This window comes from Cupriavidus sp. U2 (genome assembly GCF_009663685.2).
Classification (GTDB): domain Bacteria; phylum Pseudomonadota; class Gammaproteobacteria; order Burkholderiales; family Burkholderiaceae; genus Cupriavidus; species Cupriavidus necator_C.
In genome coordinates this window covers 114,350-137,550 of record NZ_RCOG02000006.1, presented here as the reverse complement: position 1 = coordinate 137,550, position 23,201 = coordinate 114,350, and the positions used below count along the sequence as shown (strand labels likewise).

The window sequence follows — 23,201 nt, the reverse complement described above, 5'->3', positions numbered from 1 at the left end:
GCCTCAGTAGATCATGCCGGGAACCTTCGGCAGCACCGCGCCGACGGCCTTGGCATAGTCGTTCCACTTCGCCTTGAGGTCTGCCACCACGTCCGGACGCTGCACAGCGAGGTCGTTGGTCTCGCCACGGTCCGACCGGATGTCGAACAACTGCCATTCGCCATGGGCGGGCCCGAACGGCGGCTCGATCCACGTGGCCTTCCAGTTGTCGGCGTAGACGTAGGTGCGGCCGTAGAGCTCTTCCGCAAAGGTCGTGCGTGCCGGGCCGGTGGCCTTGCCCTGCAGCGTCGGCAACAGCGACAGTCCGGTGATCGGATACACATTGCGGCCGTCGTAGACCACCTTGCCTGCATTGCGGTTGACGCCCTTGCTGTCATAGAGCGGCGCCGCCGGCGTGCTGGGTGCGACCACGCCGGCAATGTCCAGGAACGTGGGCGCCAGGTCCACCACATGCGTGAAGGCGTTCAGTTGCACGGCCTGCTGGGCGGGCGCCGCACCGGGCAGCTTGACGATGGTCGGCACCGAGTGGCCGCCTTCCGCCGGGAACGCTTTCCAGAGCCGGAACGGCGTGGCGCTGACCTCGGCCCAGCGTTGGCCGTAGTCCAGATTGCTGGAGCCCTTGTACGCCGTGGTGCCCAGCGTCGGATAGACGGCCGGGTCCGCGTTCTTCGCGTCGTAGCTTTGGTCGTAGTTGCCGCTGAACTCGTAATAGCTGGCTTCCGGGCCGTTGTCGCTCTGGAACACGATCAGCGTGTTGTCGTACTCGCCAATGTCCTTCAGGTGCTGCACCAGACGGCCGACGTTATCGTCCAGGTTCTCGACCATCGCCGCGAAGATTTCCATGTAGCGGGCCTGTGCGCGCTTTTCGTCGGCAGTCAGGCTGTCCCACTTCTTGTTGGCATTCGCCACGCGGGTATCGACGCCGCCCTGCGCCGCGCTGTGGGTCGACGTGATGTAGTTGGCCGACGCCGTGCCCCAGTTCGCGGACTTCGGCGTCACCGTCAGCGTCTCGTCGCGCCCGGCATTCGGCGTGAAATCGGCGGGAATCAGCCCCAGCGCCTTCTGTCGCGCCAGCCGCGCCGCCCGGATGGGCTCGTAGCCAGCATCGTAGACGCCCTTGTAGCGATCGATGTACGCCGCCGGCGCCTGCAGCGGCGAGTGTGGCGCCTGGTAGGTCAGGTAGGCGAAGAACGGCTTGCCGTCAGCATTCTTGCCGGTGCTCGAATCGATGTACTTGAGGATCGTCGATGTGTAGAAGTCCGACGAGAAGAAGTTTGTCGTGTTCGGCGTCACGTAGTGGTCGTCTTCCACATACGCGGTGCTGCCGTTGCGGCCGAAGTGATCGCCACCGCCGCCCAGCAGGGCGTAGCTCTTCTCGAAGCCCCACGACACCGGCGTCTGGCCCGGCGATGTCGTGCCGACATTCGCCCCCTGGTTGCTGGCATTGGGCAGCCCGCTGCCCAGGTGCCACTTGCCGGCCATGTACGTGTGGTAGCCGCCATCCTTGAGCAGTTGGGCGATCGACAGCGCGCGGTCGTTCAGATAGCCCTCGTAGCCGGGCTTCGGCGCGTTGTTCTCGTCGACGTAGTTCACGTCGGTGGTGGCCATGGTGCCCTGGCCCACCAGGTGGTGATCGGTGCCAGAGATGATCATCGAGCGCGTCACCGCGCACACCGCCGCCGTGTGATGGTTGGCCAGGATGCGGCCCTGCTTTACCAGCGCATCCAGATTGGGCGTACGGATTTCGCTGCCGAACGCCCCGAGGTCCGAATAGCCGAGGTCGTCGGCCATGATCAAGATGATGTTGGGCTTCTTTGTCGCCACCGTTGTCGGGGTGGGATTGCCGGATAAAGTTGTCGGCGCATCGTCGCTGCCGCAGCCGCTCATCAACGCCACGGCCGTGGCGCACAGGCCCGCCAGCACGTGGCGGGCGGGGGTGCTTCGCTGACTACGGGACGCTGCTGTCGTTCTTGTCATACGCCTCTCTCCTGAACCGGATTTTTTTGGAAAGGGGTCATGCTAAGAACACGGCACGCGGCGCCGAACGAATGTTTTTGCCTATCGATATTCGTGCCCCGCGCGCGGGCACCCCGGTAGGAAAGGCCGCACCGACCGCCCCCGATGCCCGCGCGCTTGTAGATTTTGCAAGCCGCGCATGCGCTGCGCTCCCGAGTTGCCGGCCCGGCGCGCAGCCCGGGCGATGCAGGCGTGGCCCGGACCTTGCACCGTTCTCCGTATCCCTCTCTTATTTTCCCATTAAGACGCGAAAAAAGGAGCGCACCATGGCAGCCCGCGAAGATGCATCAATACGTAACGACCAGATCGAGCAGGATGAACCCGACCATTTCGTCGAGACGATCGAAGTGAAGGTCTCGGGCGATGGCAATGGGCTCGTGGACGACGAGACTTCGGGTCATGCCCTGCGGCCGGAACACCCGTCGCCGGGCAAGACCGCGAACGAGCGCCGCGCCGGCGAAGGCGACGCGGACGCGACCAGCCAGTAAGCACGGCCACCGGGCGGGCAGACAATCGATACAACAGCTTACAAAGACACCTGGAACAGGGTCAACGGACCGCGCCGCGCGCCGTTAGTATCGGCATCCACGCAGCAACCGAGCAAAGGTGCTCTCCATGTCCAGGTTCCTCATCGCCAGTCTGATCGGTCTTTCCGCCCTCACGGCCTCTGCCGCCGCCGAGGCGCATGTCAATTTCGACATCGGTATCGGCGTGCCGGCCTACGTGGCCGCGCCGCCGCCAGCGCCGGTGTACTACGAGCCCGCCCCCGTCTACGTGGCACCGCGCCCCGTGGTGGTCGCGCCCCGCCCTGTGGTGGTGGCGCCCGGCTACTACGACGGCTGGCGCGAACAGCGTTGGCGCGAACGCGAGTGGCGCCGCGAGCAACGCTGGCGCGAACACGAATGGCGGCGCGAACGGCGCTGGCGTGACGACGACTGACGCACCAGCGCGCGTCGGGCGCCCACGCCGCATTCCCTGAGCGCGGGCACCCCATCCCTGGCGCCAGATCCCCGCGCCGCATCGCACTACCGCGTCACGTCCAGTACCCACCCCGGCTCGAGATGGTCGGGGTCTTCCGACAGCCGGTACTGCGGGTTCAGGTTCACCAGTTCCCGCAGCGCGAAGTTGCCGACCTGCTCGTCGGGCGTCATCGGAACGGCGTCTGCTGCGTGCTTCTGTTCGTCGGACAGCAGCGTCTCCAGATGCGTGCGCGCAATGCCCCATAACGTGGCGTCGTTCACGGTGGCGGCCGAGTAGGGCTTGACCGTGACCGTCTCGTCCCGTGGGCGCGGCTTCGGCCGGGAGGTGGGCGGATGTCCGGGCCCGGTCGGCCTCGGCCCGGTCTCCGGCGGCTGCGTGGCCGACGGGGACCCGGGCGCCGTCGTCGGCGACGGCGATGGCGCGGGCGTCGGTCCCGATGTCGGATCGGGCGTGGACGTCGGCGTGGGCCTGCCCGTGCCATCCTTCTCGTCTTTGGTCAGTTCCATCACGATCTTCGTGACGAAGTTCGCGATCACGCCCCCGCCCAGCAGCACCAGCCCGTACGGCATGGCCTTGCCGTAGAACTTCCACTTGCTATCCGCGCCCGCGTAATCAACCGGCGCTTCGTTGCGCGCCAGGCGCAGCGCGTTCTTGTCATTGCGCGAGTTCAGATGGGCGCCGGCGCCGAACACCAGCAGGCTGGCAGCCTCGAACGCGCCCACCACGCCGCCCTGGTGCATCACATCGCCCAGTGCCAGCGGCACCGATCCGAGCGCGTAGCTGTTCATCACGAACTTGCGCATCTGCGCGCCCACCACCGCCGACGGCTTGCCACCCACGTGATGCCCCAGCCGGTTGGCCACGTTGAACGTACTCAGCACCGGGTTGGCGGCCGCAAATGCCAGCGTGCTGTACAGCAGCGGATCGCCGAAGGCCAGCCCGTTATGGGCAAACCAGAGCACGCTGTTGCCGTTGTTGACGGCCAGTGTGCCGATCTGCAGCGCATCGTTGATCCGGCCCGGCACGGTGTCAGGATGCAGGATGGCGCCGATCACACCCTTCAGCACCTGCGTCGCGTCGGCGACCTGCTGGCCCGCGTCGGGCGCGTCCCTGCCTTCGCCATGCAGGTGGTGATCGAGTTTCGCCAGCGCATCCCGGGCGTTCTGCTGATCCTCCGCCCGAATGCCCCAGGCATCGGCGCGCCTGCCGCTCAGCCGCGTCGTCAGCCACGCCACGTCGGCGGGCGACGGGTCCTTCAGCCGCGCCTGCAGCCGCACGGTGTGCATGGTGCGGGCCGCCGCCACGCTGCCCCGATAGATAAAGCAGGCCGCGCCAGTCAGCACCGGGTTGACGCCCGTGCCCGACGTGACGGCGTACGTGGCACCGGCCATCGCCGCGCTGCTGGCCGCCGCCACCGTCATCGTCGTGGCCATCTTCCACGGCCGGGGGCCGTTGCTGCCGGCCGGCGTCGGCGCGGCCGGCGCATCGTGCGCGATGGTTCGGCGCTGCATGCCGGCGTCCGGGGCGGCCCCGGCGTTGCGCGCGGCGATCTCGCGCATCCGCTGCAGCGTATGCGCGAACGCCTCGCCCTGGTACTCGGTGCTGTGCCACTCCACATGCGTCAGGTCGGCGACCTTGACCGATCCGTCGGCAAACACGGCGAACTCGCCATCGCCAAGATAGGCGCCCGTATCGCGCAGCACGGCTTGCAGCGCGTCCAGATCCCGCACCGACCTGCCGTTGAGCAGCGCCAGCCTTGGGTCGTCCGCCCGGGCGTGGGCGCCGAACAGATCCTTGCTGCTGACGGCATATCGCTCATACCCGATCGCCGGGATGCCCCATAGCGACATGTCCGCCGGGCCGAACGTGCGGATCGTGGGCACGCCGCCCGCCGTGGCCGCGTCCAGCGCCTCTCGTTCGCTGCGCACCATGATCCCGCTGATCTCGGCATCGTTGGCGATGCCGATGGCCTTGTCCGCGCCCAGCGCAAACACCGTCTTGGCGCCCCCGCTGCCCAGGCGCGGCCCGAGGTAGTCGGCCAGTTCCACCTTCTCGCGGGCCCCGTTCGGCAGCCGCAGGTAGACGCCGCCGTCGGCTTCGATGTCGAAGCGGGCCGATGCATAGGGGTCGCGCGCGGGCTGCAGCCGCCGCCAGTTGCCGGGCTGCGCCAGGTCCACCGACGGGGTGCGGCCGTCCGGCAACGTGCCGCGTTGCAACGGGAATTCGGGCACCACGACCTCGGTCTGCATGACGTCGGCCACCCGCTGGGCCGCCGCGCGGCCTTGCGGCGACTGCGCGCCATCGAGCGCCAGCACCACCGGCTGGCCCGGCTCCCAGAAATCCGCCAGCGCCAAAGCCAGTTCGTGCGCCGTGACCGGCGCGCCGTCCTGGCCGCGCAAGCCGCCGTCCGGATGCACCGATGCCACGACCACCGTCTGGTCGCGCGGCGCGTTCACACTGTGTGGCCGGTCACCCAGCGTCAGATCGGCGCGGCGCGGCGTGGCGCTGGTCCGTGCAGCCGGCACGGCATGCCCGGCAGCCGGCCTGCCGCCGTGGGTCACGCCCGCCAAGGGTAGCCCGGGTAGCGAACCGAAGAAGCGGCCACCATTGGTCACGTGGATATCCGCACCCGAGCGCGCCATCGCGTCTGCATCGCTGTTCACCCTCAGGCCGGCACCGTGCGCGATATCGGCGCCGTCAGGCAGCATCGCGTCGATTTCCAGCCGGCCATCGCCGCCATAGACGGGGACGTTCAGTCCGTCGGCCACCTGCTGGGCCAGCGACACCACGCCGTCCTGTCCGAAGCAGTCGTAGAGCAGCACGGGCATGCCCTCCACATAGTCGGGGTGGGCCTGGATACGGGCGATCAGCGCGGCGGCGCCGTGCTTGACGCCGTGCATGACGATGCCATCGGCCACCCCCGTGGCGCGCACCGTGAAATAGCCCGGCACCTGCGGCACTGTCACCCCCACCGCCTCGCCGTCGAACGTGAGTTGCCCGCCTTCCTGCGCAAGGTCCAGGTGCGCCGGACCGCGGGGAAACTGCGCGAGCTGATCCAGGTGGTCGATACGCCGGCCGTTTTCCCGGCGCGTCAGGGCCACACCGGGCCGGAAGCCCTCGGGCAGTGCCACGCGGATGTCGCCGCCATACGCGCGATTCAACACAAACGGCGCGGCGGTCACGCGCCGCCCCTGCAGCGTCAGCGGCACGTGGCCCAAGCGGTTGCCATCGCCGATGCGGCCCCGGTAGCCCTGCGTCAGCACCTGCACCGTCACGTCGTGCCCGCCCTGCACGGCGGCGTCGGCCGACGCCATGGCCTGCGCCAGCGTATCGTGCGACGTCACCGGCGTATCGTCGCCGCCATGCGTCACCACGTAGCGCACGCCATCGAGCCGGCCACCGCTGGCATGGACCGCATCGATCGTTGCCGCCACGGCGGCAGGATGCCGCGTCGCCTCCAGCAGCGACCAGCTGCCATCACGCACCGCTGGCGTGTGCGCGAGCGCCACGCCGGCGGCGCCACGCTGGGTGCGCGCCTGTGGCATCGCGTCGCCATGCACCACGGCCTGCGCGGCGGCGCCAATCAGGCTGCGTGCGGAATCGGGGCCGGTCGGCCAGGACTTCGGCGCCGCCCCCGGGCCCGACGGTCCCTCGCCCATCGCCGCGTAACGGTAGAACTCCAGGACGGCAGCATGTACATCGGTGGACATGCCATCCACGGTAGGCTGGTATTCGCGCGAGACGCCGTCCACCGCGCCGGCCTCGGCGGCCGCCTTCAACACGCGGCGCAGTTCGGCAGGCGTCTGGAAGCGGTCGATCATGCCGGCGTGGCGCAGCAGCAGCGCGGAGATCCCGTAGGCGCCCCAGTTCGACACGCTGGCCGTGACAACATGATCCGCCGTGACCACGGCGGCAATGTCCTTGCCCCGGCCCGTGCCATCTGCCTCGCCCTTGCCCTTCGGAATCAGGCCGCGCAGCCCGCCCATGCCGGCCTCGTTGCCGCCATCGCCAATCCCCAACGTCAACATGCCGTCGCGGCCATTGGCCTGCAGCAGAATCTCGTCGATGGCCGGATTGAACCCGTCGATCTCGATGCCACGCATGTTGTTCTTCGAGCCGTCCTGCGCGCGCGACGGCAATTCGATGGCCATCACGCGGTCGGGGCGCACACGGTCCAGCAGCGCGTTGGCGGCAACGGTGGCCTCGCCCATCGGCGCATCGAACACCTCGATGTTGTCCACCGGCTCGCCCATCTCGCGCAGCACGGCTTCGAGGATGGGCTTATTGGCCGAATCCACCACGTACGTCACCTGCTTGCCCCGCAGCCGCAGCGCGCGTCCCAGTTCGGCGGTGCCCGGCGGGCCATCCGTTTCGGGCTTGCCCGGCGCCACGGAAAACCCGGTCAGCAGCATCACGTTCTTGCCGGACTCCAGCACGTTCGCCGCACGCCCGGCACCGCCGGGCATGTAGAAATCCCGCAGGCCACGGCCGATATAGTTGAAGCTCACGCGGTCCACCGCGCTCAGGTAGCGCCCGCCGTGCAGCAGGGCCATGGCCGGCGACACGTCGGCGGCGTCGCCGAATGGCGTATGGAATACGCGGATGTCGGTGCGGTTGCCCATCGCATGCGCCAGCGGCGACACACGCGCCGGCCGCCCCGATGTGAACACCATGGTCGGCAAGGTCTGGCTGTCGGGCACCTGTGCGATATCGACGGGGTTCGCCAGTACATCTTCGGGCCGCAGCAACCCCTTCTCCACCAGCACTTCCACCCCCTTGCGGGCCTGGTACTGCATTGGGTCCACCAGCTTCACGTTGGGCCGGCCGATTTCCACCAGCCGCGCCTGGACCAGATCGGCCAGCGCCGGGTAGTGCGTGCAGCAGAACCACAGCGACGTGGTCTCGGGCGGGATGCTCTCGGCCGTAAGGTCGCTGGCGATCCAGCGTTTCAGTTCGGCCAGCGGCGCGCCCTCGGCCAGGTGCCGCAACTCGTTGACCCCACGCGCCCAGTTCGGCGCCGCGATCTCGCCGACGGTCCGGCTGCCGCCGCTCAGTGCCGACACGGCCTTGGCGTACGCATGAAGCTCCACCGTGCGCGGCGTGGCCACGATCACCGGATGCGCACCGCCCTCGCTCAGGATCCACGGCGCCGTCTGCTGGATCAGATCGACCACACGCGCGGCGTCCACCGTGCCGTCCAGCGCCTCGGGGAACGCCGTGCACGCCGTGTTGCACGCGATCAGGTCCACCGTGCCGTCGGCCTTTTGCACCGCCACCATGCCGTCATGCACCTTGGCGATGAGGTCCGGCCGCGAGCGGTTGCCGTAGGTACCGGCCGCGTGGTCCGTGAACGCGATGACCTGGACCGCCCGGCCCGTCATCGCGTGGATATGGCGTGCGATGTTCTGCGCGGCCAGCAGGCCGCCGTTGCTCGAATCGAACGCCGTGACGACGATGACATCGTCGGCTACCTGGATGCCGACGTCGCCCACCCTGACGCCCTCGGGCAGGTTGCGCCGCTGAATGCCCTCGAACAGGGCGGACAGTTCCAGACCCTCGGGCAACTGCTCGGCCGCAGCGGCCAGCAGTTCGTACGCGCCCTTCTGGGCGGTCTTGCTCATGCCATGCACGGTGTTCGCGCCCACTTCGTGGGTGACGCCGTCGCGCGCGCCCGCGTTCGCCAGGGTTTCGAGCATGTCGCCCACCTTCGCAGCCTCGGGCATATGGCCGGCGCCGCGCATGTAGCGTTGCAGCGCAAAGCCAATGGCCTGCGCGGCCAGGTTCGAGTTCATGCCGGTCACCACGCGGTCGGCCCCGACGTCCGACCACATCTCGAACATCGCCTCGCGCTCGGGCATCTGCGGCGTCACCCGGTCGCGGATGGCACGCATGCCGGCCTCGTTGCCGTGATCGCCCACCGCCACGGTCAGCACGCCGTCGCGGTGGTTGGCATCCACCAGCAACTGGTCCAGCCGCACGTTGTTGCGCACACGCTGCCCATTCTGCAAATGGTATTCGCCGTGGGCATTGCGCCCACCAACCTCGATCGAGATCACGGCGTCGGGCTGGTGCTGCCCCAGCAACTGCGCCGACCGCCGGGCAGCATCCCCGGCATGGCGTGCACCAAACGTTTCGACGCGGAAGTTCTCCTGCTGCAGGTCCTGCCGCAGCATGCGGCGCAATACCCTGGCGTGGGCCGGATCGGTGACGTAGACCACTTCCTTGCCCAGCGACGCCAGGTAGGCGCCCAACGTGGCGGCGCCCACAATGCCGTTGGTCTCGGCGCCGCCATGGTCGGTCAGCGCGCCCGTCACGATCATCACGGTATCGCGGTCCGCCAGCGCGTGCGCGGCCATTTCGGCGCCGTACGGCGTGCCGATCACTTCCATGCTGCCCGGGATCCAGAGCACCTGGTCGATCGGCGACAGGGCATTCTGGCGCAGCGCCATGGGCCGCGCGCCGGCGGCTTCCGCGCCTTCGGCCTGCTTGACCGGCGCGTCGTGACCGATGGTACGTCGCTGCAATGGCGTACCATCGGCGTCCACGCGTCCGCGCCGTGCATGCACCGGCGCGGCATGGATACGGCGCCGGTGGGCGGCCGCCGATTCCGCGCGATCGTCCGCCGACTGGCGCGACGAACGGCGGCTTTCGGCGGCTCCCGCAAGAAAACGCTCCTGCGCACGGGCCAGCGCGCGATCCATCATGTTGGCGATGACCCGGTTCTCGACCATCGCGCCGCGCACCCGCATGCTGAAGAACGTGGACAGCTTGACCGCCGACGGACGACTGGCGGACGCATCCGCGCCGTCGCGCACCGTTGACGGCGTGCGTGTCGTGGCGCGCGGCGCGGCGGGTGGTGTATCGCCTGCCCTGCGCCCCGCGGCAGTTGCCGGCGTGCGTGGCTGCGCCGCGCCATCGGGTTCGCCACCCGCGCGGGACCGCGCCGTGCCGGCCTGCCCGTTGCCATCGTGTGCGCCACCGCGCCGGCCCGTGGGCGCCGCATCGCCCGGACGTATGGCGCGTTCCGGACCATCGACCCGCTGGCGCGATAGGCCCGGCGCGGCGGCGTCCGCACCGGCAGCCATCGTCCGTGCCGCGTCCGGGCCTTCGCCGGCGCGATTGGCCGCCTGGGCCAGCGGATCGGCGCCGGGGCCGCGCGTGCGCTGGTAGGTATCGCGTACCGATTCGCCGATGCGCTTCTGGATCGCCATCGGCATCATCTGCGTCGCGCCCATCAGCAGCGATGCCGCGTTCTGCACGATCTCGGTGGTACTCATGTCCTTGCCGTAGCGCGCGAACGCCACGGCCTGCTGGCCGGACTGGTAGCCGCCGATACCGAACCCGACACCGTTCATCACCTTGCTGGTCATGCCCGCCCGCGCAGCCTGCTGCATCATCAGTTCGCCCGCCGCGGTGTTGCCGCTGGCGGCCAGCCGTGCACCACCGCGTGCCGCCATGGTGGCGAACCTGGTCAGGCCCATGCCGCCCATGCCGGCCACCGACCCGGCCACGTTCAGCCATTGCGACATGGCTTCCTGGCTGCTGAACGGATTCACCGACCGGCCGTGGTCCGCCATGTTGTGCAGTTCGTACGCCGACGTGCCGATGCCGTAGCCCATGCTCGTGATCATGCCGCCCCAGGCCACCGCCACCAGCGGCGTCAGTGTGCCCCCCGAGCCCACGGCCAGCACCACGCCGGCGGCCGCCCCCAAGGCGGCCGCACCCAGATTGACCCAGCCCATGGCCCGGTCCCAGCCGGTGGTGATATGGGCGTCCATGGTCTCGTACGCGACGTGCCCGTCCTTGTTCCGGTCGAGATTGCGGTCGGCGATGTAGACCGTGCCCTTGTCGGACAGCTGGTTGTTCTCCTGGAAGTCGCGTTTGGGGTCCTTGCCGTCCTTGCCGTAGACCGCGCCCGCGTCGTCCACCCACATCGTGTTGCCTTCGCGGCCCTTGAACTCGAACACGGCCGACTGGTAGGGCGCACCGCCCGGCTGCGTGACGTAGATCGGTACCACCGACACCTGGCTCTTGCCGCCCGCGTTGTCGCGGATCTCCTGCTTGATGGCGTCGATGCCCGCAGGGTCCGCATTCGGCAGCGCCGTGCGAATCGCCTTGTCCAGCGCGGCATCGTCGCCGACGTCGGCGGTCAGGTCCTGCTTCTTCATGGCCAGGCCGTCGAAGGCCTGGTTCAGGATCTCGTCCTTGTCCAGCTCGAACAGCTTGTTCTGCTCGGCCACCTCCTTGTCGTCGGGCGCCGCTTCGCTGAAGCCCTTCTTGTACGCACGTTCCAGATCGCTCGCCGCCATCAGCGGGGCATCGTCGCTGTTCCGGAGCGCCTTCGCCAATGCCACCGACAGGCCGATATGGCCGTGACTGCCTGCGTCGCGGGCGCCACCGTACACGGCACCCTGCTTCACGCCCGCCTGGTTCTGCATCACCATGACGTGCACGTCGTTGTCCCGGTCGGCCAGCCAGCGCGCCGTGTCCTGCGCGGCAGGACCGCTGCCGGGGGCAGCCTTGGGGTTGGCCTGGTAGTACGGCTGATCGGCCTTGTCCACCACGGCCGACAGCCCGCTGTAGAACGCATCCCAGTCGTTGTAGCCTGCGCCGGCGGCGTCGTTGCGGCCGGTCCAGTCGTTGCCATACTCTGCCTTCACCGTAGACGCCAGCGTCCGGGCGTCCTCGGGTATCAGGTTCGGCGCCACATCCTGCATGTACTTGCCGACCTTGTCGGCGTACATGGTCTGCTGGCCCTGGATGAACTTGTTGTCGTCGTCGTAGGTCTTGTTCTTCAGATCCTTGCGCATCGACGCGTCGATCTGCGACTTGAACAGGTCGCTATTGAAACGGTCCGCGCGTACGCCCACGTACTGGCTGCGTTCGTCGTCGGTCAGCGCGGCATCCACGCCGGCCTTGCGCGTCGCCAGCGCACCCGCCACGTCGCCGCGGCCAAGCTGCTGGTCGATCATCGTGCCCATCTTGTCGACGCGCACCTGCGTCGCCACATCGGCGAATGTGAACAGGCGCTGCAGGCTCTGCCTGGCCACCTGTGTGTCCGGCGCCTTCGCGTCGCCCCCCGCCTTCGTGCTCAACTGCTGCACCGGCGTTGACAGCAGCGCGGACATGTCGTGGACCTGCGTGCCGTCCTTCACCTGCGCGGACGGGTCCTGCTGCAGGTATTTGTACAGCACGTAGCTGCCCGGCTGCTCCTTCATCAGCATCCGTTCCGAATTCGGCATGTCGCGCGCCAGCGCCGAGTTTGGATCGTTCTTCGCCTCGGGATCGAGCGTCAGGTCCAGCGTCCGCGCCATCGCCAGCGTGGTGGGATCTGTGGCGGCCAGCTTCTTCTCGAAGTCGGTGCGTGGCACCAGGTGGTCGAGCTCGCCCTGCAACCGGCCCTTCAGGTTCAGGCGATCCACCAGCGCGCCCAGCTGCGGGTCGTTGTCGTACCGATGCTTGACCTGGCCGGCGGCCTCGGTCCGGTACCGCTCCGGCACCTTCACGCTCTTGCCGGCCTGCAGGTCGTTCAGCTGCGTTTGCGCGTCGGCCGCCGCCTGACGCGCGCTGCCGAGGCTCTCCTCGCGCAGATACCGGTTATGCAGCGTCGTGTCGTTGCGGGCGTCGTCGAGCGACGCATCGGCGTCGCTCTTGTACTGCTTGACCGCCAGCGTGTCGATTTCCTTCTGCAGCGCGTTGCCAAAGTCCTGGCCGGCGCGTTCCAGCTCGGCCTGCGCCTGGTTGTCGGCGGTACGTGCCGCCTGCAGGTCGTCATCGAGCCCGGGCTCGGCCCGGCGGATGCCGCCCGGGATCTTCACGTAGTCCGCCTGTTCCTGGGCAAGCTTCGCGGCGGTCTTGTCGGCCTTCTCCTGCGCGACGATGACCTTGAAGCGGGCGCCTTCGGTATTGCGCGCGTCCTGCGTGGTTTCCTTCGCCAGGTAGTCCTTTTTCGTCTCGTCCAGGTTGCCCTGCACGATCGGATCGTCCTTGTAGCGGCCCTTGATCTCCGAAGCCTTGTCGTTGACGGCCTTCGTCACGTCGCCGCCGGTCTTCGCCGCATGGTTGGCGGCCACGCGCAGTTCGTTCTGGACACCACCCATGACGTTGCCGTACTGCTGGCTGAGCGGCTTCCATTCGGCATCGGTCAGCTCTCGGCCGCCGGCCTTCTTCGCCGCCTTGTCGAGCGCGTCCTGCGCATCCTTCTGCCAGCTGTCGGTCAGGGCCTTCGCGTCCTTCTCGTCCTTTTCCCGCTGGGCTTTCTCGGGATCGGGCGGGGGCGCGTCTTGCTGCGGCTTGGCCTCGGTCGTGGCGTTGGTCTGCTGCAGCGCCAGCGTGGTATTGCCGGTGTAGACCGCGTTCTGGACCGTTGGCGTATCCGCCCTGGGTTCGGTCTTCGCTGGCGTGGCCTGCTGCGCCTTGGGCGGTTCCGGCGGGGGCGGCTTGGGCTTGTTGGCCTGCGCCTGGGCCTGGGCCTGCGCGGCCTGGCGGGCCTGCTCCTGCGCGCGGCGCTGCGCCTCCTCGGCCGCCTGACGGGCACGTTCGGCCGCCTCCGCCGCCGCGCGGGCTGCGGCAGCAGCGGCGGCGCGGATCGCATCCATGAAATCCAGCATGTCGCTTGTCTCCACGTGGACGCCGGCGTCGCTGCCGGCAGGCCGGCCGCTACCGACCGACTGGCGGATTGTCGCGCGCCGGTGGGCGTGGCGACACTAAGGAAACTCGTAGGGACGGCCTGCTGCGCGCCCGGTCAGAGCCGGTTGTTGTCCAGGTCGGTGACCAGCATGCAGCCCGGCGCGTGCGTGATGCAGATCTCGGGCCGGGCTTCGCGGATCACCGCCTGCGGCGTGACGCCGCAGGCCCAGAACACCGGAATCTCGTGCGCATCGAGCGGCACGGCATCGCCATAGTCGGGCGCCTCGATATCGTCGATGCCGATCAGCGACGGATCGCCGATATGCACCGGTGCCCCATGCACGTCGGGATAGCGCGCCGTGATCTCCGTGGCCAGGATCGCATCGGCGGCCGACAGCGGCCGCATCGACACCACGAGCTTGCCCGACAGGCGCCCGGCCGGCCGCGTCTCGATGTCCGTGCGGAACATCGCCACGTTACGGCCCAGGTTGATGTGCTTGAGCGGCACATTGGCCGCCAGCAGCGCGTGCTCGAACGAGAACGAGCAGCCGATGGCAAACGCCACGAAGTCGTCGCGCCACAGTTCGGCAATGGAGGTGGTCTCGTGGTACTCGGTGCCGTGTCGGTAGACGCGATACATCGGCACATCGGTGCGGATATCGACATCGGCGCCCAGGTTGCGGAAGACGGGGTCACCGGGATCGGTCACGTCGATCAGCGGGCAGGCCTTGCGGTTGAGCGCGCAGAACTGCAGGAAGTCGTAGGCCCAGTCGCGCGTCAGGATCACGATGTTGGCCTGCACATGGCCGCGCGCCAGGCCGCTGGTATGGCCACGATAGCGGCCCTCGCGGATCAGGCGGCGCAGGGCGGCGGGGTCGTCGGGCAGGATCGATGCGGCGTGCTGGAGCGGGTGGTTCATGGTGCGGCGTGTGTCTCACGGAATCTGGTTGTGCAACCGATTCTGGTGGCCGCGCACGCAGGCCGTCCAACAAATCTTTCGCGCCTCGCGCGATAGACAATTCCGATGACTACGAAGGTCCGTGGGCCGGTGTGGCCATCTCCTCACCCACGTCGGCGCAGAAGTCCGCCACCACCTGGGTGGCCAGCTCCACCACCGATTCGTGCACTTCCAGCCCGGCGCCGATGCGCCATGACGCCACGATCTCCAGCGGCGGCGGGTGGTTGTCGATCTCCACCACCGACAGCGTGCCTTCGGCCAGTTCCTTGCGCACCAGGGCCGGCGGCACGGCACCGATGCCGAAGCCGTCGCCGATCAGTCGCGTCATCGCGGCCACGGAATTCACGCAGTTGATGCGCGGCGACGCCACGCCGTTCAGATGGAACAGGCTCAGGATGTCCTGGTGCGGCCGCGAATTCTTGACGAAGGTGATCACGCGCTCGGCGCCCAGTTCCTCCAGCGACGCGTAGGGGCGGTTGAAGGCGCTGCCGGTGGCCACGATCCAGCGGATCGGGTAGCGCGCCAGCTCGATATTGCGCACCGTTTCCAGCCGCATCAGGTCGGTCTGGAAGATCACGTCGAGATACCCCTTCTGCAGCTGGTCGCAGAGATTCATCGCCGCGTCGGCGGTCAGTTCGATCTCCAGCTCGGGATACGTCGCCATGGCGCGCTTGACCACGGTGGACAGCCAGGTATGGATGACGGAATCCATCGCCCCGATGCGCACCCGCCCGCCGATAATGCGCGACCGGTCCAGCGACTGCCGCATCTGGTGCATCGTGTGCACCATCTTCTCGGCGTAGTCGAGCACGCGCTGCCCCTCGGGCGTGAGCGTGACGCCGCGCGAATCGCGCAGGAACAGCCTGACACCGAGGTCTTCTTCCAGCACCGCAATGCGGCTGGAAATCGAGGCCTGCGTGCTGAACAGCTTTTCGGCTGTCAGCCGGAAGCTGCGCAGCCGCGCCACCCAGACGAAGGTTTCAAGAAAGCGCAGGTTCATGGCGATGAAAGGACCGGCACGATGCCGAAGCAGACCAGACCTTGCGGCCCGCGCGCGCCGCTGTCAACTCCCCTCCATCGAAAACGCCGGCGTGGTGCGTAGCGCCGCTTCCCGTGCCTCGGCCGCAGCCTCGCGCTCGTCGGCCTCGGCGCGCTGCCGCAGCCGCTCCATCGCGCCCAGCATCTCGTCACCAAGCGCCAGCGGGTATTCCGATCCCGCGCCGTTGGGCAGCGCGAAGGGGTCCAGCCATACCTGCCACGTGACGACTGTGGTGCCTGCATCCGGCCCGGCCGCCACCTGCCAGCGGCCGCGCGTGTGGCCCGACAGCTTGCGGTAGCTGTACGACCATGGGCCGCGATCGGTCAGCACGTCCACCGCCGGCAGCCCCCCCGCACGATAGACCATGCGCCGCACCGTTCCCGGCGCGCCGTTGCCCAGCACGACATCGCACCGTCGCAGTGCGGCATCCCATCGGGCGATGGCGCAATAGTCGCCGCCGAGCAGCCACACCCGATCGGGTGATGCCTGCACCAGGATAGACCGCTCCACCGGCGTCATCTGCGCATGCGCGGCGGCACACGCAAGGGCAAGAAGCAAGGCGGCGGACACCGCTTTCAATGGACGCATGATGGGGAAGCTGGCGGCATGAATGGGGACGGGCACAAGCGTAGCGGCTACCTGCGCGCAAGGCCATTACCGAGCACTCGTAGTGCCCCGGCTGCTACGGATTTCCGTAGCGAATGTGCCGGCTGGCGCGCCGTATGCTTACCGCCTTGTCGTGGGTACGGTCCGGGCCCGACGCTCAGGGATTACCCGAAAGCCCCGCGCCGGTGCATCACCCGGCATCCCGCTTTCGTACTGGCTTGCAGCACAGGATTCAATTTTTTTTATCGGACCTTGCCCGAAAAAGTAGTTGGACGTGCAGCGGTCCCGGTTTCAAGAATGCAGGCACCAACGACGCTGCCAGCCTGGGTTCCACGGCCAGCCAGCGCGCTCACCACGAAGAGGATTGCATGGACACGCAGATTGGCAGCATCCCGGGCCCGGACAAGCCATCGTCGCACCTGGCCGGCGCACACCCCGACGCGCAGGCCGAGCCGCAGCGCGGCTTCTTCTCCTGGTATCGCGACATCACCCCCAACGAGCGGCGCACGTTCTGGAGCTGCAAGGTCGGGTACGCGCTCGACGCCATGGACACGCAGTTCCTGAGCTTCGTGATCCCGACGCTGATCGCCACCTGGGGCATCTCGCGCGCAGACGCGGGCTTCATCGGTACTGCCACGCTGTTGACATCGGCGGCCGGTGGCTGGGTGGCCGGCATCCTGTCGGACCGCATCGGCCGCGTGCGCACCCTGCAGCTGACCATCCTCTGGTTCGCGTTCTTCACGTTCCTGTGCGGCCTGGCGCAGAACTACGAACAGTTACTGATCGCGCGTGCGCTGATGGGCTTCGGCTTTGGCGGCGAATGGACAGCCGGCGCCGTGCTGATTGGCGAAGCCATCCGCGCAAAGGACCGTGGCAAGGCCGTGGGCATGGTGCAGGCCGGCTGGGCCATCGGCTGGGGCCTGTCGGCGCTGCTGTACGCGCTGGTGTTCTCGCTGCTGCCGCCCGAAACCGCCTGGCGTGCGCTGTTCCTGATCGGGCTGCTGCCAGCGGTGTTCGTGATCCTGCTGCGCCGGATGGTCAAGGAGCCGGAGGTCTACGTCGAGCACAAGGCCAAGGCCGGCCAGGGCGCCGCCGACCGCAAGTCGTTCGCCGCCATCTTCTCGCCGGGCCTGCTGTCCATCACGGTGCGCGCCGCGCTGCTGACCACCGGCGCGCAGGGCGGCTACTACGCCATCACCACCTGGCTGCCGACGTTCCTGAAGACAGAGCGCAACCTGACGGTGCTGGGCACGGGCGGGTATCTGGCCATGGTGATCGTGGGCTCCTATATCGGCTACGTGATCAGTGCCTACCTGACCGACCGCATCGGCCGCAAGCGCAACTTCATCCTGTTCGCGATCGGGTCGATGACGATCGCGCTGGCGTACACGCATATTCCCGTCAGCAACACGCTGATGCTGCTGCTGGGCTTTCCGCTGGGCTTCTTTGCCTCGGGCATTTTCTCGGGCATGGGGGCGTTGCTGACCGAGCTGTTCCCCACCAGCGTGCGCGGATCAGGCCAGGGCTTCTGCTACAACGTGGGCCGGGCGATCGGTGCGTTCTTCCCGTTCCTGATCGGCCAGGTGAGCCAGCAGATGTCGCTGGGCCACGCGATCGGCATCTTCGCGGCGGCGGCCTACGGCGTGCTGATCCTGGCCGCGCTGACGCTGCCGGAAACACGCGGCAAGCCGCTGGACGCGTAGGTGTCCCCGGCGACATATCACGAAGCGATGCAACATGGCCATGTGTAACCGGCCAGTAACCGAAAGTGGCAACGGCGCCACGGCGCTTGCGGCGACGACACAGACTGGCGTACGCTTCTGACGCGCAGTCGCCCGGTACCTTGCCGCCCAGAAACACAATGACACGGCAGCGTCCGCGCGGCACCCGGCCCTATCCCTCTTACGGGGGCGCGCGAGAGGCCCAGCCCGCCTGCGGTCGGGCAATACGCCGGCCAGCACACCGGCCGGCGTCGCGGTGGAAAAAAAGCGTCAACACAAGAAACGACAGCACGGCCACGGTTGGCCGGGTCAATCGGCAATCCAGACGGGATTCCGGGTCAGCAGCAGTATGTGAGCCAGCCGGCTCGACGTCATGATGGCGCCCCTCGACAAGGCGTGGCGATGCCTGCACCAGTGTTCCGGTGCAGCGATTCGACCATGCCGCCGTGGCGCGAATCCTGGCGCGCTGACGGCAGCTCGAACGGGAGGCGCGGCAGCAGGCTCACAAGGCTGGCATACCGCGCAGCAGGCATACGCACGGAGGCCTTATGACCAGAGTAGAGGCAGTCATGCCCGGCCAGGACGCGGGGGCGTCAGGCATGGATATCGCAAACACGCTGCGCAACACGCGGCCGGCACACACGCCACCATCGATGGCGGTCACGCATCACGGTGTGCGGTTCTATGGCGAACGGCATATCGTTCCCACGCGCGGCAGGCCCCGCCAGGGCGGCACGCCCGGCCTGGTTTCGGCGCTGGCTGCCGAAGGCACGCACGAGGGGCGCTGCGGCGTGATGCAGGCCGCCATTCACGCCATCGGCTTCGACTATCTCGGCTATGGCACCGCCGCCAACGTCGGGGGCCAGATCCAGCCGCGCACGTTCTTCGACACGTACACGGCGCCCGGCTGGCGCGACCGCTATTTCCGCGAGCGGTACTTCGAGATCGATCCGCGCAACCCCCAGCCCGGCATGTTTGGCCTGCCGATGGTGTGGGATGCCGACGACCTCGAACAGGGCATCGACGGCAAGGCCACGCCGCTGCGACTGCGGCGCTTTCTGGACGACCTGCGCGATGCCGGCATCCGCAGCGGGGTATTCCTGAACCTGCCGATGCCCAGCACCAGCGATATCGTCATCATCAGCTTCATGTCGGGCATCGAGAGCCGGCGCTGGATTGGCGACACCGTGCTGGGCCAGGCGCTGACGCTGGGGCTTGGGCTGCATGAATTCCTGACCTGCCACGCGGAGATTCCGGCCACGGCCGAAAAGCCGCGCGAGGGCCTGTCCGATGTGCAGCGCGAAATCCTGGCCTGCCTGGCGCAGGGCCTGTCCGACAAACAGATCGCGCGCCAGATGGCGATGTCGGTCTTCAACGTCGACTATCACATGCGCCGCCTGCGCAGCCACTTTGGCGTTCGCAACCGCGTGCAGCTGGCGGCGGCGGCAACGCTGCTGCGCCCCGCGGGCGTGCGCATCGGCGGGCCGCGCGAAGTGCTGGCGGAGGCCTGAGCGTTCGCCTGACAAGCCCCCGTGGCTCACGTCTCGCCCGTCGCCCAGCGCATCAGTTCAGCCACCCGCTCGAACAGGTCGCGGTCGATCGGGCGGTCCAGCGGCACCTTCAGATAGAGCTGCATCGCCAGGTCCGAATCGAACGCCGACGGAATCAGGTAGTCAGCGGCGGCCTGGCGGATGCGCGCCGCCACCTGCGCGCCACCCTTGGCCAGCACGCGCGGCAATGTGCCGGGCCCGTCGTAGCGCAGCGCCACCGCGTACTGCGTGGAATAGACCACCGCCGTCGATACGCGCACGCGCTCACCCACCCCGAAGAACGCCGCCTCGAAGAACGCGGCCCGCCGCCGGCCGGCCACGATCGGATCGCCTTGCGTCTCGCGGTGCTCGCGGCGGTACTCCTCCACGCTCATGCGCTGCTGCTTCATGAACTCGTGGCGCTCGTGCACATAGTCGATGACCGCCATGACCAGGAAGATCAGCGCTGCCCAACAGCACATGCGCAGCAGGATCCAGGCAATCAGCACCAGGATCTCGGCAGGCCGGGCATGCCCGGTGCGCACACCGTCCTCGATCGCGCCGCGCGCCAGCACGTAGACCAGTCCGGCCAGCAAGGCGATCTTCAGCAGAATCTTGGCCAGGTTCAGCAGGTTGCGAACGGCGAACATCCGTTTCAAACCTTCGGCCGGATTGAGCCGGCTCAGGTTCGGCTTGATCTGCTCGAAAGCCACCAGCGGCCCCACCTGCACGAACGCGCCCACGATGCCGCAAAGCAGCGCCACCACCGCCACGGGCAGCGCGCCCATCAACAGCAGCCGCGCGCTGGCCTCGCCCAGCACCAGCATCTGCTGGTCCTGCAGATGCTGCGGCACCGCACCCATGGCGTTGTGCCACAGTGCCTGGAACAGGCGCACGAAATAACGGCCCAGCACCCACAGCACCGCCAGCACGCCCAGGAACACCACCGCCGACGTGACGTCGCTGCTGCGCGGCACCTCGCCGCGCTTGCGGGCATCCTCCAGCTTGCGGTGGGTGGCTTCCAGGTTCTTTTCGCTGCTGTCGCTCATGGCGAGACCCCTGCCGCGCCGCGCCGCAGCAGTTCGATCAGCAGGTTGTCAGGCCGCAGAAAGCCCTGCAGCGTGTCGACCATCACGGCCAGCATCAGGGCCAGCATCAGCAGGGCGACGGTGATCTTCACCGGCTGGGCGAACTGGAACACGTCGAACTGCGGCACGAACCGCGCAATCAGCGCGAAGCCGAGTTCCACGATCACCAGCAACAGCAGGATCGGCGCGGCAAGCTTGACCACCCACGAGAACATCGTGCCGGCATAGGCGGTGGCAAAGCCCAGCGACGCCAGCGACATCTCCGGCCCGAACGACATCACCGGCCAGAACGCGAACGACTCGACGATCACGCCCGTCATCGCAAAGAAGCCGCCAAACGCGGCGAACAGCGCAATCCCCAGGTGCGACAGCAGGTTCTCCATCGGCCCGTCCTCCTGTTGCGTCACCGGGTCGAAGAACGTCGCGTTGCCCGAGCCGGTCTGGAAGTCGATCAGTTCGCCCACCATCTGGAGCGCCACGAAGAACAGCCCGAACGCCATGCCCAGCAGCAGGCCGATGAACGCTTCCTTGAAGATCAGCGCCAGCCAGAGCCCGCCCGCCATGTGGTCCAGGTCGATACGCGCGCCCGGCGACACGAACAGCGCGATGGCCAGTACCACGCCGTTGCGCGCCACGCCAGGAATGGCCTGCTGCGACAGGAACGGCAGCACCGTGAACGCCGTCAGCAGCCGCGGCATCACCATGACGATGGGCATGATGACCTCGCGTCCCCAATGGAACAGCCACGCCGGATCGATCATCGCGCCCTGCATGCCTAGCCCTCCGACTGGCGATGCCAGCCCCGCACGGCCGCTTCCTCGACCGCGTCTTCCTCGTGCCGGTCCCCTGCGTGACGGGCCTCGTCACGCAGGCGCGACACCAGCTCGCGCACGCCGTGCAGCCGCGCATGCGCGCGCAGCAGTTCCCGGCGGCTTTCGTCGAACGCCGCGCGACGCCGCTCCACTTCGTCCAGCGCCTCGCCCAGCTGCGCGTTGGCGCGTGCGATGCGCGTATCGAACGCCGCCTGCCACCCCTGGGCATCGAGCAGGCCGGCGACCGATACGCCGCCCTGCGCCGCGCCTTCGCGCAGCCGCGTCAGGAATGCGGCACGGTCCGCCAGCGCGCCATTGACCACGCGCTGCGCCGCCTCGGCGGCCTGCAGGCCCTGCATCACATGGGCGCGCTGCTGCTGCATGGCGCGCATGGCATCGTCGTGCCGGCGCTCGCGCACCGCTTCCAGGTCGTCCAGCCGGTGATCGTTCATGCCTGGGCTCCCATGATTTTCGGCGGCTGCACAGCGGCCGCGAGCTTGTCCAGCGCGGCCGCGAAGGTGTCCAGCCGTTCGGCTGGCTGCGACACGTACGCACGGATGGCGCCAATCGCTGCCACGGCCGCATCGGCTTCGGCGTCGGCGCCCGGGCGGTATTCGCCGATCTGCAGCAACAGCTCCATGTCGTGGAACTTCGCCAACAGCTGACGCAGCCGCGCGGCATCGTGCCGGTGCGCGCCGCCTGTGACCTGCGGCATGACCCGGCTGACCGACTTCAGCACGTCGATGGGCGGATACTGGCCCGCGCTGGCCAGCTTGCGCGACAGCACGATATGGCCGTCCAGGATCGAGCGCACTTCCTCGGCAATGGGGTCGCCGTCGTCCTCGCCTTCGGTCAGCACGGTGTAGGCCGCTGTGATCGATCCCTGCGCGCTGGTGCCCGCGCGTTCCAGCAGTTGCGGCAGCATCGAGAACACCGAGGGCGGATAGCTGCGACGCGTCGGCGGCTCGCCACCGGCCAGCCCGATCTCGCGTTGCGCGCGCGCCAGGCGCGTCAGCGAATCCACCAGCAGCAGCACGCGCCGGCCCTGGTCGCGAAAGTGTTCGGCAATCGCCGTGGCCGTGTAGGCGCAGCGCACACGTTCCATTGGCGAGCGGTCGGACGTCGACACCACCAGCACGGTACGCGCCATGCCCTCCGGGCCGAGGTTGTATTCGATGAACTCGCGCACCTCGCGCCCGCGTTCGCCCACCAGCGCCACCACGTTCACATCGGCGCTGGCGCCGCGTGCCAGCATGCCCAGCAGCGTGCTCTTGCCCACGCCGGGCGGCGCGAAGATGCCCACGCGCTGCCCTTCGCCCAGTGTGAGCAGGCCATCGATGGCGCGCACGCCGGTGGCCAGTGGCTCGCGGATCAGCCGGCGCGTCAGCGGGTCGGGCGGCTCGTTGTCGACCGGCACGCGCGTGACGCCCACCAGTTCGCCCTTGCCGTCGATGGGCTCGCCCAGCGCATCGAGCACGCGCCCCAGCAGCGCCGCGCCTGCCGGGCACTGCGGCCCGTGCTTGGCGGGCAGCACTTCGGTCAGCGTGGAAATGCCGGTGGTGCGACCCAGCGGCGTCAACACCGCCGTCTGTTGCATGAAGCCAACCACCTCGGCCAGCAGCGGCGCCTCGCCCGGGGTGACCAGTTGGCAGATCTCGCCGATATGCGCCTGCACACCGGTGGCATGGATCAGCATGCCCACCGCCTTGCTGACGCGGCCGCGCATCGACACCGGGGTGAAGTGCTCGAATGCACGGCCCAGGTCGGCCGCCGCATGGGCCAGCGCAGATTCGATATCGGCGGGTTGCAGTTCGGTGGCCAT

General features: G+C 68.3%; 13 protein-coding genes. 4 read left to right on the top strand and 9 right to left on the bottom strand.

The genetic code is table 11. The features are described from left to right. Positions 1–3: 3 nt before the first annotated feature. On the bottom strand, positions 4–1,977 hold the full coding sequence (locus D9X30_RS06480; protein WP_153946922.1) for an arylsulfatase: 1,974 nt from the start codon (positions 1,975–1,977) through the stop codon (positions 4–6). 305 nt (positions 1,978–2,282) lie between these two features. Here D9X30_RS06480 and D9X30_RS06475 point away from each other — a divergent pair, with 305 nt between their 5' ends. Continuing rightward, positions 2,283–2,504: a hypothetical protein gene (locus tag D9X30_RS06475; protein ID WP_153946921.1), complete on the top strand. Its 222-nt coding sequence runs from the start codon at positions 2,283–2,285 to the stop codon at positions 2,502–2,504. Between the two features lie 127 nt (positions 2,505–2,631). Continuing rightward, positions 2,632–2,955 carry a hypothetical protein gene (locus D9X30_RS06470; RefSeq protein WP_153946920.1) on the top strand — a complete coding sequence of 108 codons (324 nt, stop codon included), beginning with the start codon at positions 2,632–2,634 and terminating at the stop codon, positions 2,953–2,955. Between the two features lie 86 nt (positions 2,956–3,041). Here D9X30_RS06470 and D9X30_RS06465 read toward each other — a convergent pair whose 3' ends face one another. The 4 genes from D9X30_RS06465 to D9X30_RS06450 form a co-directional block, all read right to left on the bottom strand. Beyond that, complete coding sequence (locus tag D9X30_RS06465; protein ID WP_153946919.1) at positions 3,042–13,607, bottom strand: LWXIA domain-containing protein; 10,566 nt, start codon at positions 13,605–13,607, stop codon at positions 3,042–3,044. Positions 13,608–13,741: 134 nt separating this feature from the next. Further along, the gene (locus D9X30_RS06460) at positions 13,742–14,545 is read right to left on the bottom strand and encodes a putative hydro-lyase (RefSeq protein ID WP_153946918.1); all 804 of its coding nucleotides are present in this window, start codon (positions 14,543–14,545) and stop codon (positions 13,742–13,744) included. Between the two features lie 109 nt (positions 14,546–14,654). Then, positions 14,655–15,584, bottom strand: coding sequence for a LysR family transcriptional regulator (locus D9X30_RS06455; protein ID WP_153946917.1), 930 nt, complete (start codon positions 15,582–15,584; stop codon positions 14,655–14,657). 63 nt (positions 15,585–15,647) lie between these two features. Then, entirely contained in the window at positions 15,648–16,211 is a 564-nt protein-coding gene (locus tag D9X30_RS06450; protein WP_153946916.1) for an SRPBCC family protein, read from the bottom strand. A 386-nt stretch (positions 16,212–16,597) separates the two neighbouring features. Between D9X30_RS06450 and D9X30_RS06445 the strand changes: the two genes are divergently transcribed. After that, positions 16,598–17,932: an MFS transporter gene (locus D9X30_RS06445; protein ID WP_153946915.1), complete on the top strand. Its 1,335-nt coding sequence runs from the start codon at positions 16,598–16,600 to the stop codon at positions 17,930–17,932. A gap of 617 nt (positions 17,933–18,549) precedes the next feature. Next, positions 18,550–19,461: a helix-turn-helix transcriptional regulator gene (locus D9X30_RS06440; RefSeq protein ID WP_228770841.1), complete on the top strand. Its 912-nt coding sequence runs from the start codon at positions 18,550–18,552 to the stop codon at positions 19,459–19,461. A gap of 26 nt (positions 19,462–19,487) precedes the next feature. Here the strand turns inward: D9X30_RS06440 and D9X30_RS06435 are convergent, their stop codons facing one another. From D9X30_RS06435 to D9X30_RS06420, 4 genes are read right to left on the bottom strand one after another with little or no spacing between them, the layout of a single operon-like run. Then, a complete protein-coding gene (locus tag D9X30_RS06435) occupies positions 19,488–20,528 on the bottom strand; it encodes an EscU/YscU/HrcU family type III secretion system export apparatus switch protein (protein ID WP_153946913.1) in 1,041 nt (346 codons plus the stop codon). Further along, positions 20,525–21,340 (bottom strand): type III secretion system export apparatus subunit SctT, encoded by an 816-nt coding sequence (gene sctT / locus D9X30_RS06430; protein ID WP_153946912.1) that lies wholly within the window; start codon positions 21,338–21,340, stop codon positions 20,525–20,527. The genes D9X30_RS06435 and sctT overlap by 4 nt, the downstream gene beginning before the upstream one ends. A 2-nt stretch (positions 21,341–21,342) precedes the next feature. Beyond that, entirely contained in the window at positions 21,343–21,831 is a 489-nt protein-coding gene (locus tag D9X30_RS06425; RefSeq protein WP_153946911.1) for a type III secretion protein HrpD, read from the bottom strand. Continuing rightward, a complete protein-coding gene (locus D9X30_RS06420; RefSeq protein ID WP_153946910.1) occupies positions 21,828–23,201 on the bottom strand; it encodes a FliI/YscN family ATPase in 1,374 nt (457 codons plus the stop codon). The genes D9X30_RS06425 and D9X30_RS06420 overlap by 4 nt, the downstream gene beginning before the upstream one ends.

Coding starts and splice junctions, on each gene's coding strand:
- D9X30_RS06480 (WP_153946922.1), bottom strand. CDS start 1,977: ATGACAAGAACGACAGCAGCGTCCCGTAGTCAGCGAAGCACCCCCGCC.
- D9X30_RS06440 (WP_228770841.1), top strand. CDS start 18,550: ATGGATATCGCAAACACGCTGCGCAACACGCGGCCGGCACACACGCCA.
- D9X30_RS06475 (WP_153946921.1), top strand. CDS start 2,283: ATGGCAGCCCGCGAAGATGCATCAATACGTAACGACCAGATCGAGCAG.
- D9X30_RS06420 (WP_153946910.1), bottom strand. CDS start 23,201: ATGGCCACCGAACTGCAACCCGCCGATATCGAATCTGCGCTGGCCCAT.
- D9X30_RS06425 (WP_153946911.1), bottom strand. CDS start 21,831: ATGAACGATCACCGGCTGGACGACCTGGAAGCGGTGCGCGAGCGCCGG.
- D9X30_RS06450 (WP_153946916.1), bottom strand. CDS start 16,211: ATGCGTCCATTGAAAGCGGTGTCCGCCGCCTTGCTTCTTGCCCTTGCG.
- D9X30_RS06465 (WP_153946919.1), bottom strand. CDS start 13,607: ATGCTGGATTTCATGGATGCGATCCGCGCCGCCGCTGCTGCCGCAGCC.
- D9X30_RS06470 (WP_153946920.1), top strand. CDS start 2,632: ATGTCCAGGTTCCTCATCGCCAGTCTGATCGGTCTTTCCGCCCTCACG.
- D9X30_RS06435 (WP_153946913.1), bottom strand. CDS start 20,528: ATGAGCGACAGCAGCGAAAAGAACCTGGAAGCCACCCACCGCAAGCTG.
- sctT (WP_153946912.1), bottom strand. CDS start 21,340: ATGCAGGGCGCGATGATCGATCCGGCGTGGCTGTTCCATTGGGGACGC.
- D9X30_RS06455 (WP_153946917.1), bottom strand. CDS start 15,584: ATGAACCTGCGCTTTCTTGAAACCTTCGTCTGGGTGGCGCGGCTGCGC.
- D9X30_RS06460 (WP_153946918.1), bottom strand. CDS start 14,545: ATGAACCACCCGCTCCAGCACGCCGCATCGATCCTGCCCGACGACCCC.
- D9X30_RS06445 (WP_153946915.1), top strand. CDS start 16,598: ATGGACACGCAGATTGGCAGCATCCCGGGCCCGGACAAGCCATCGTCG.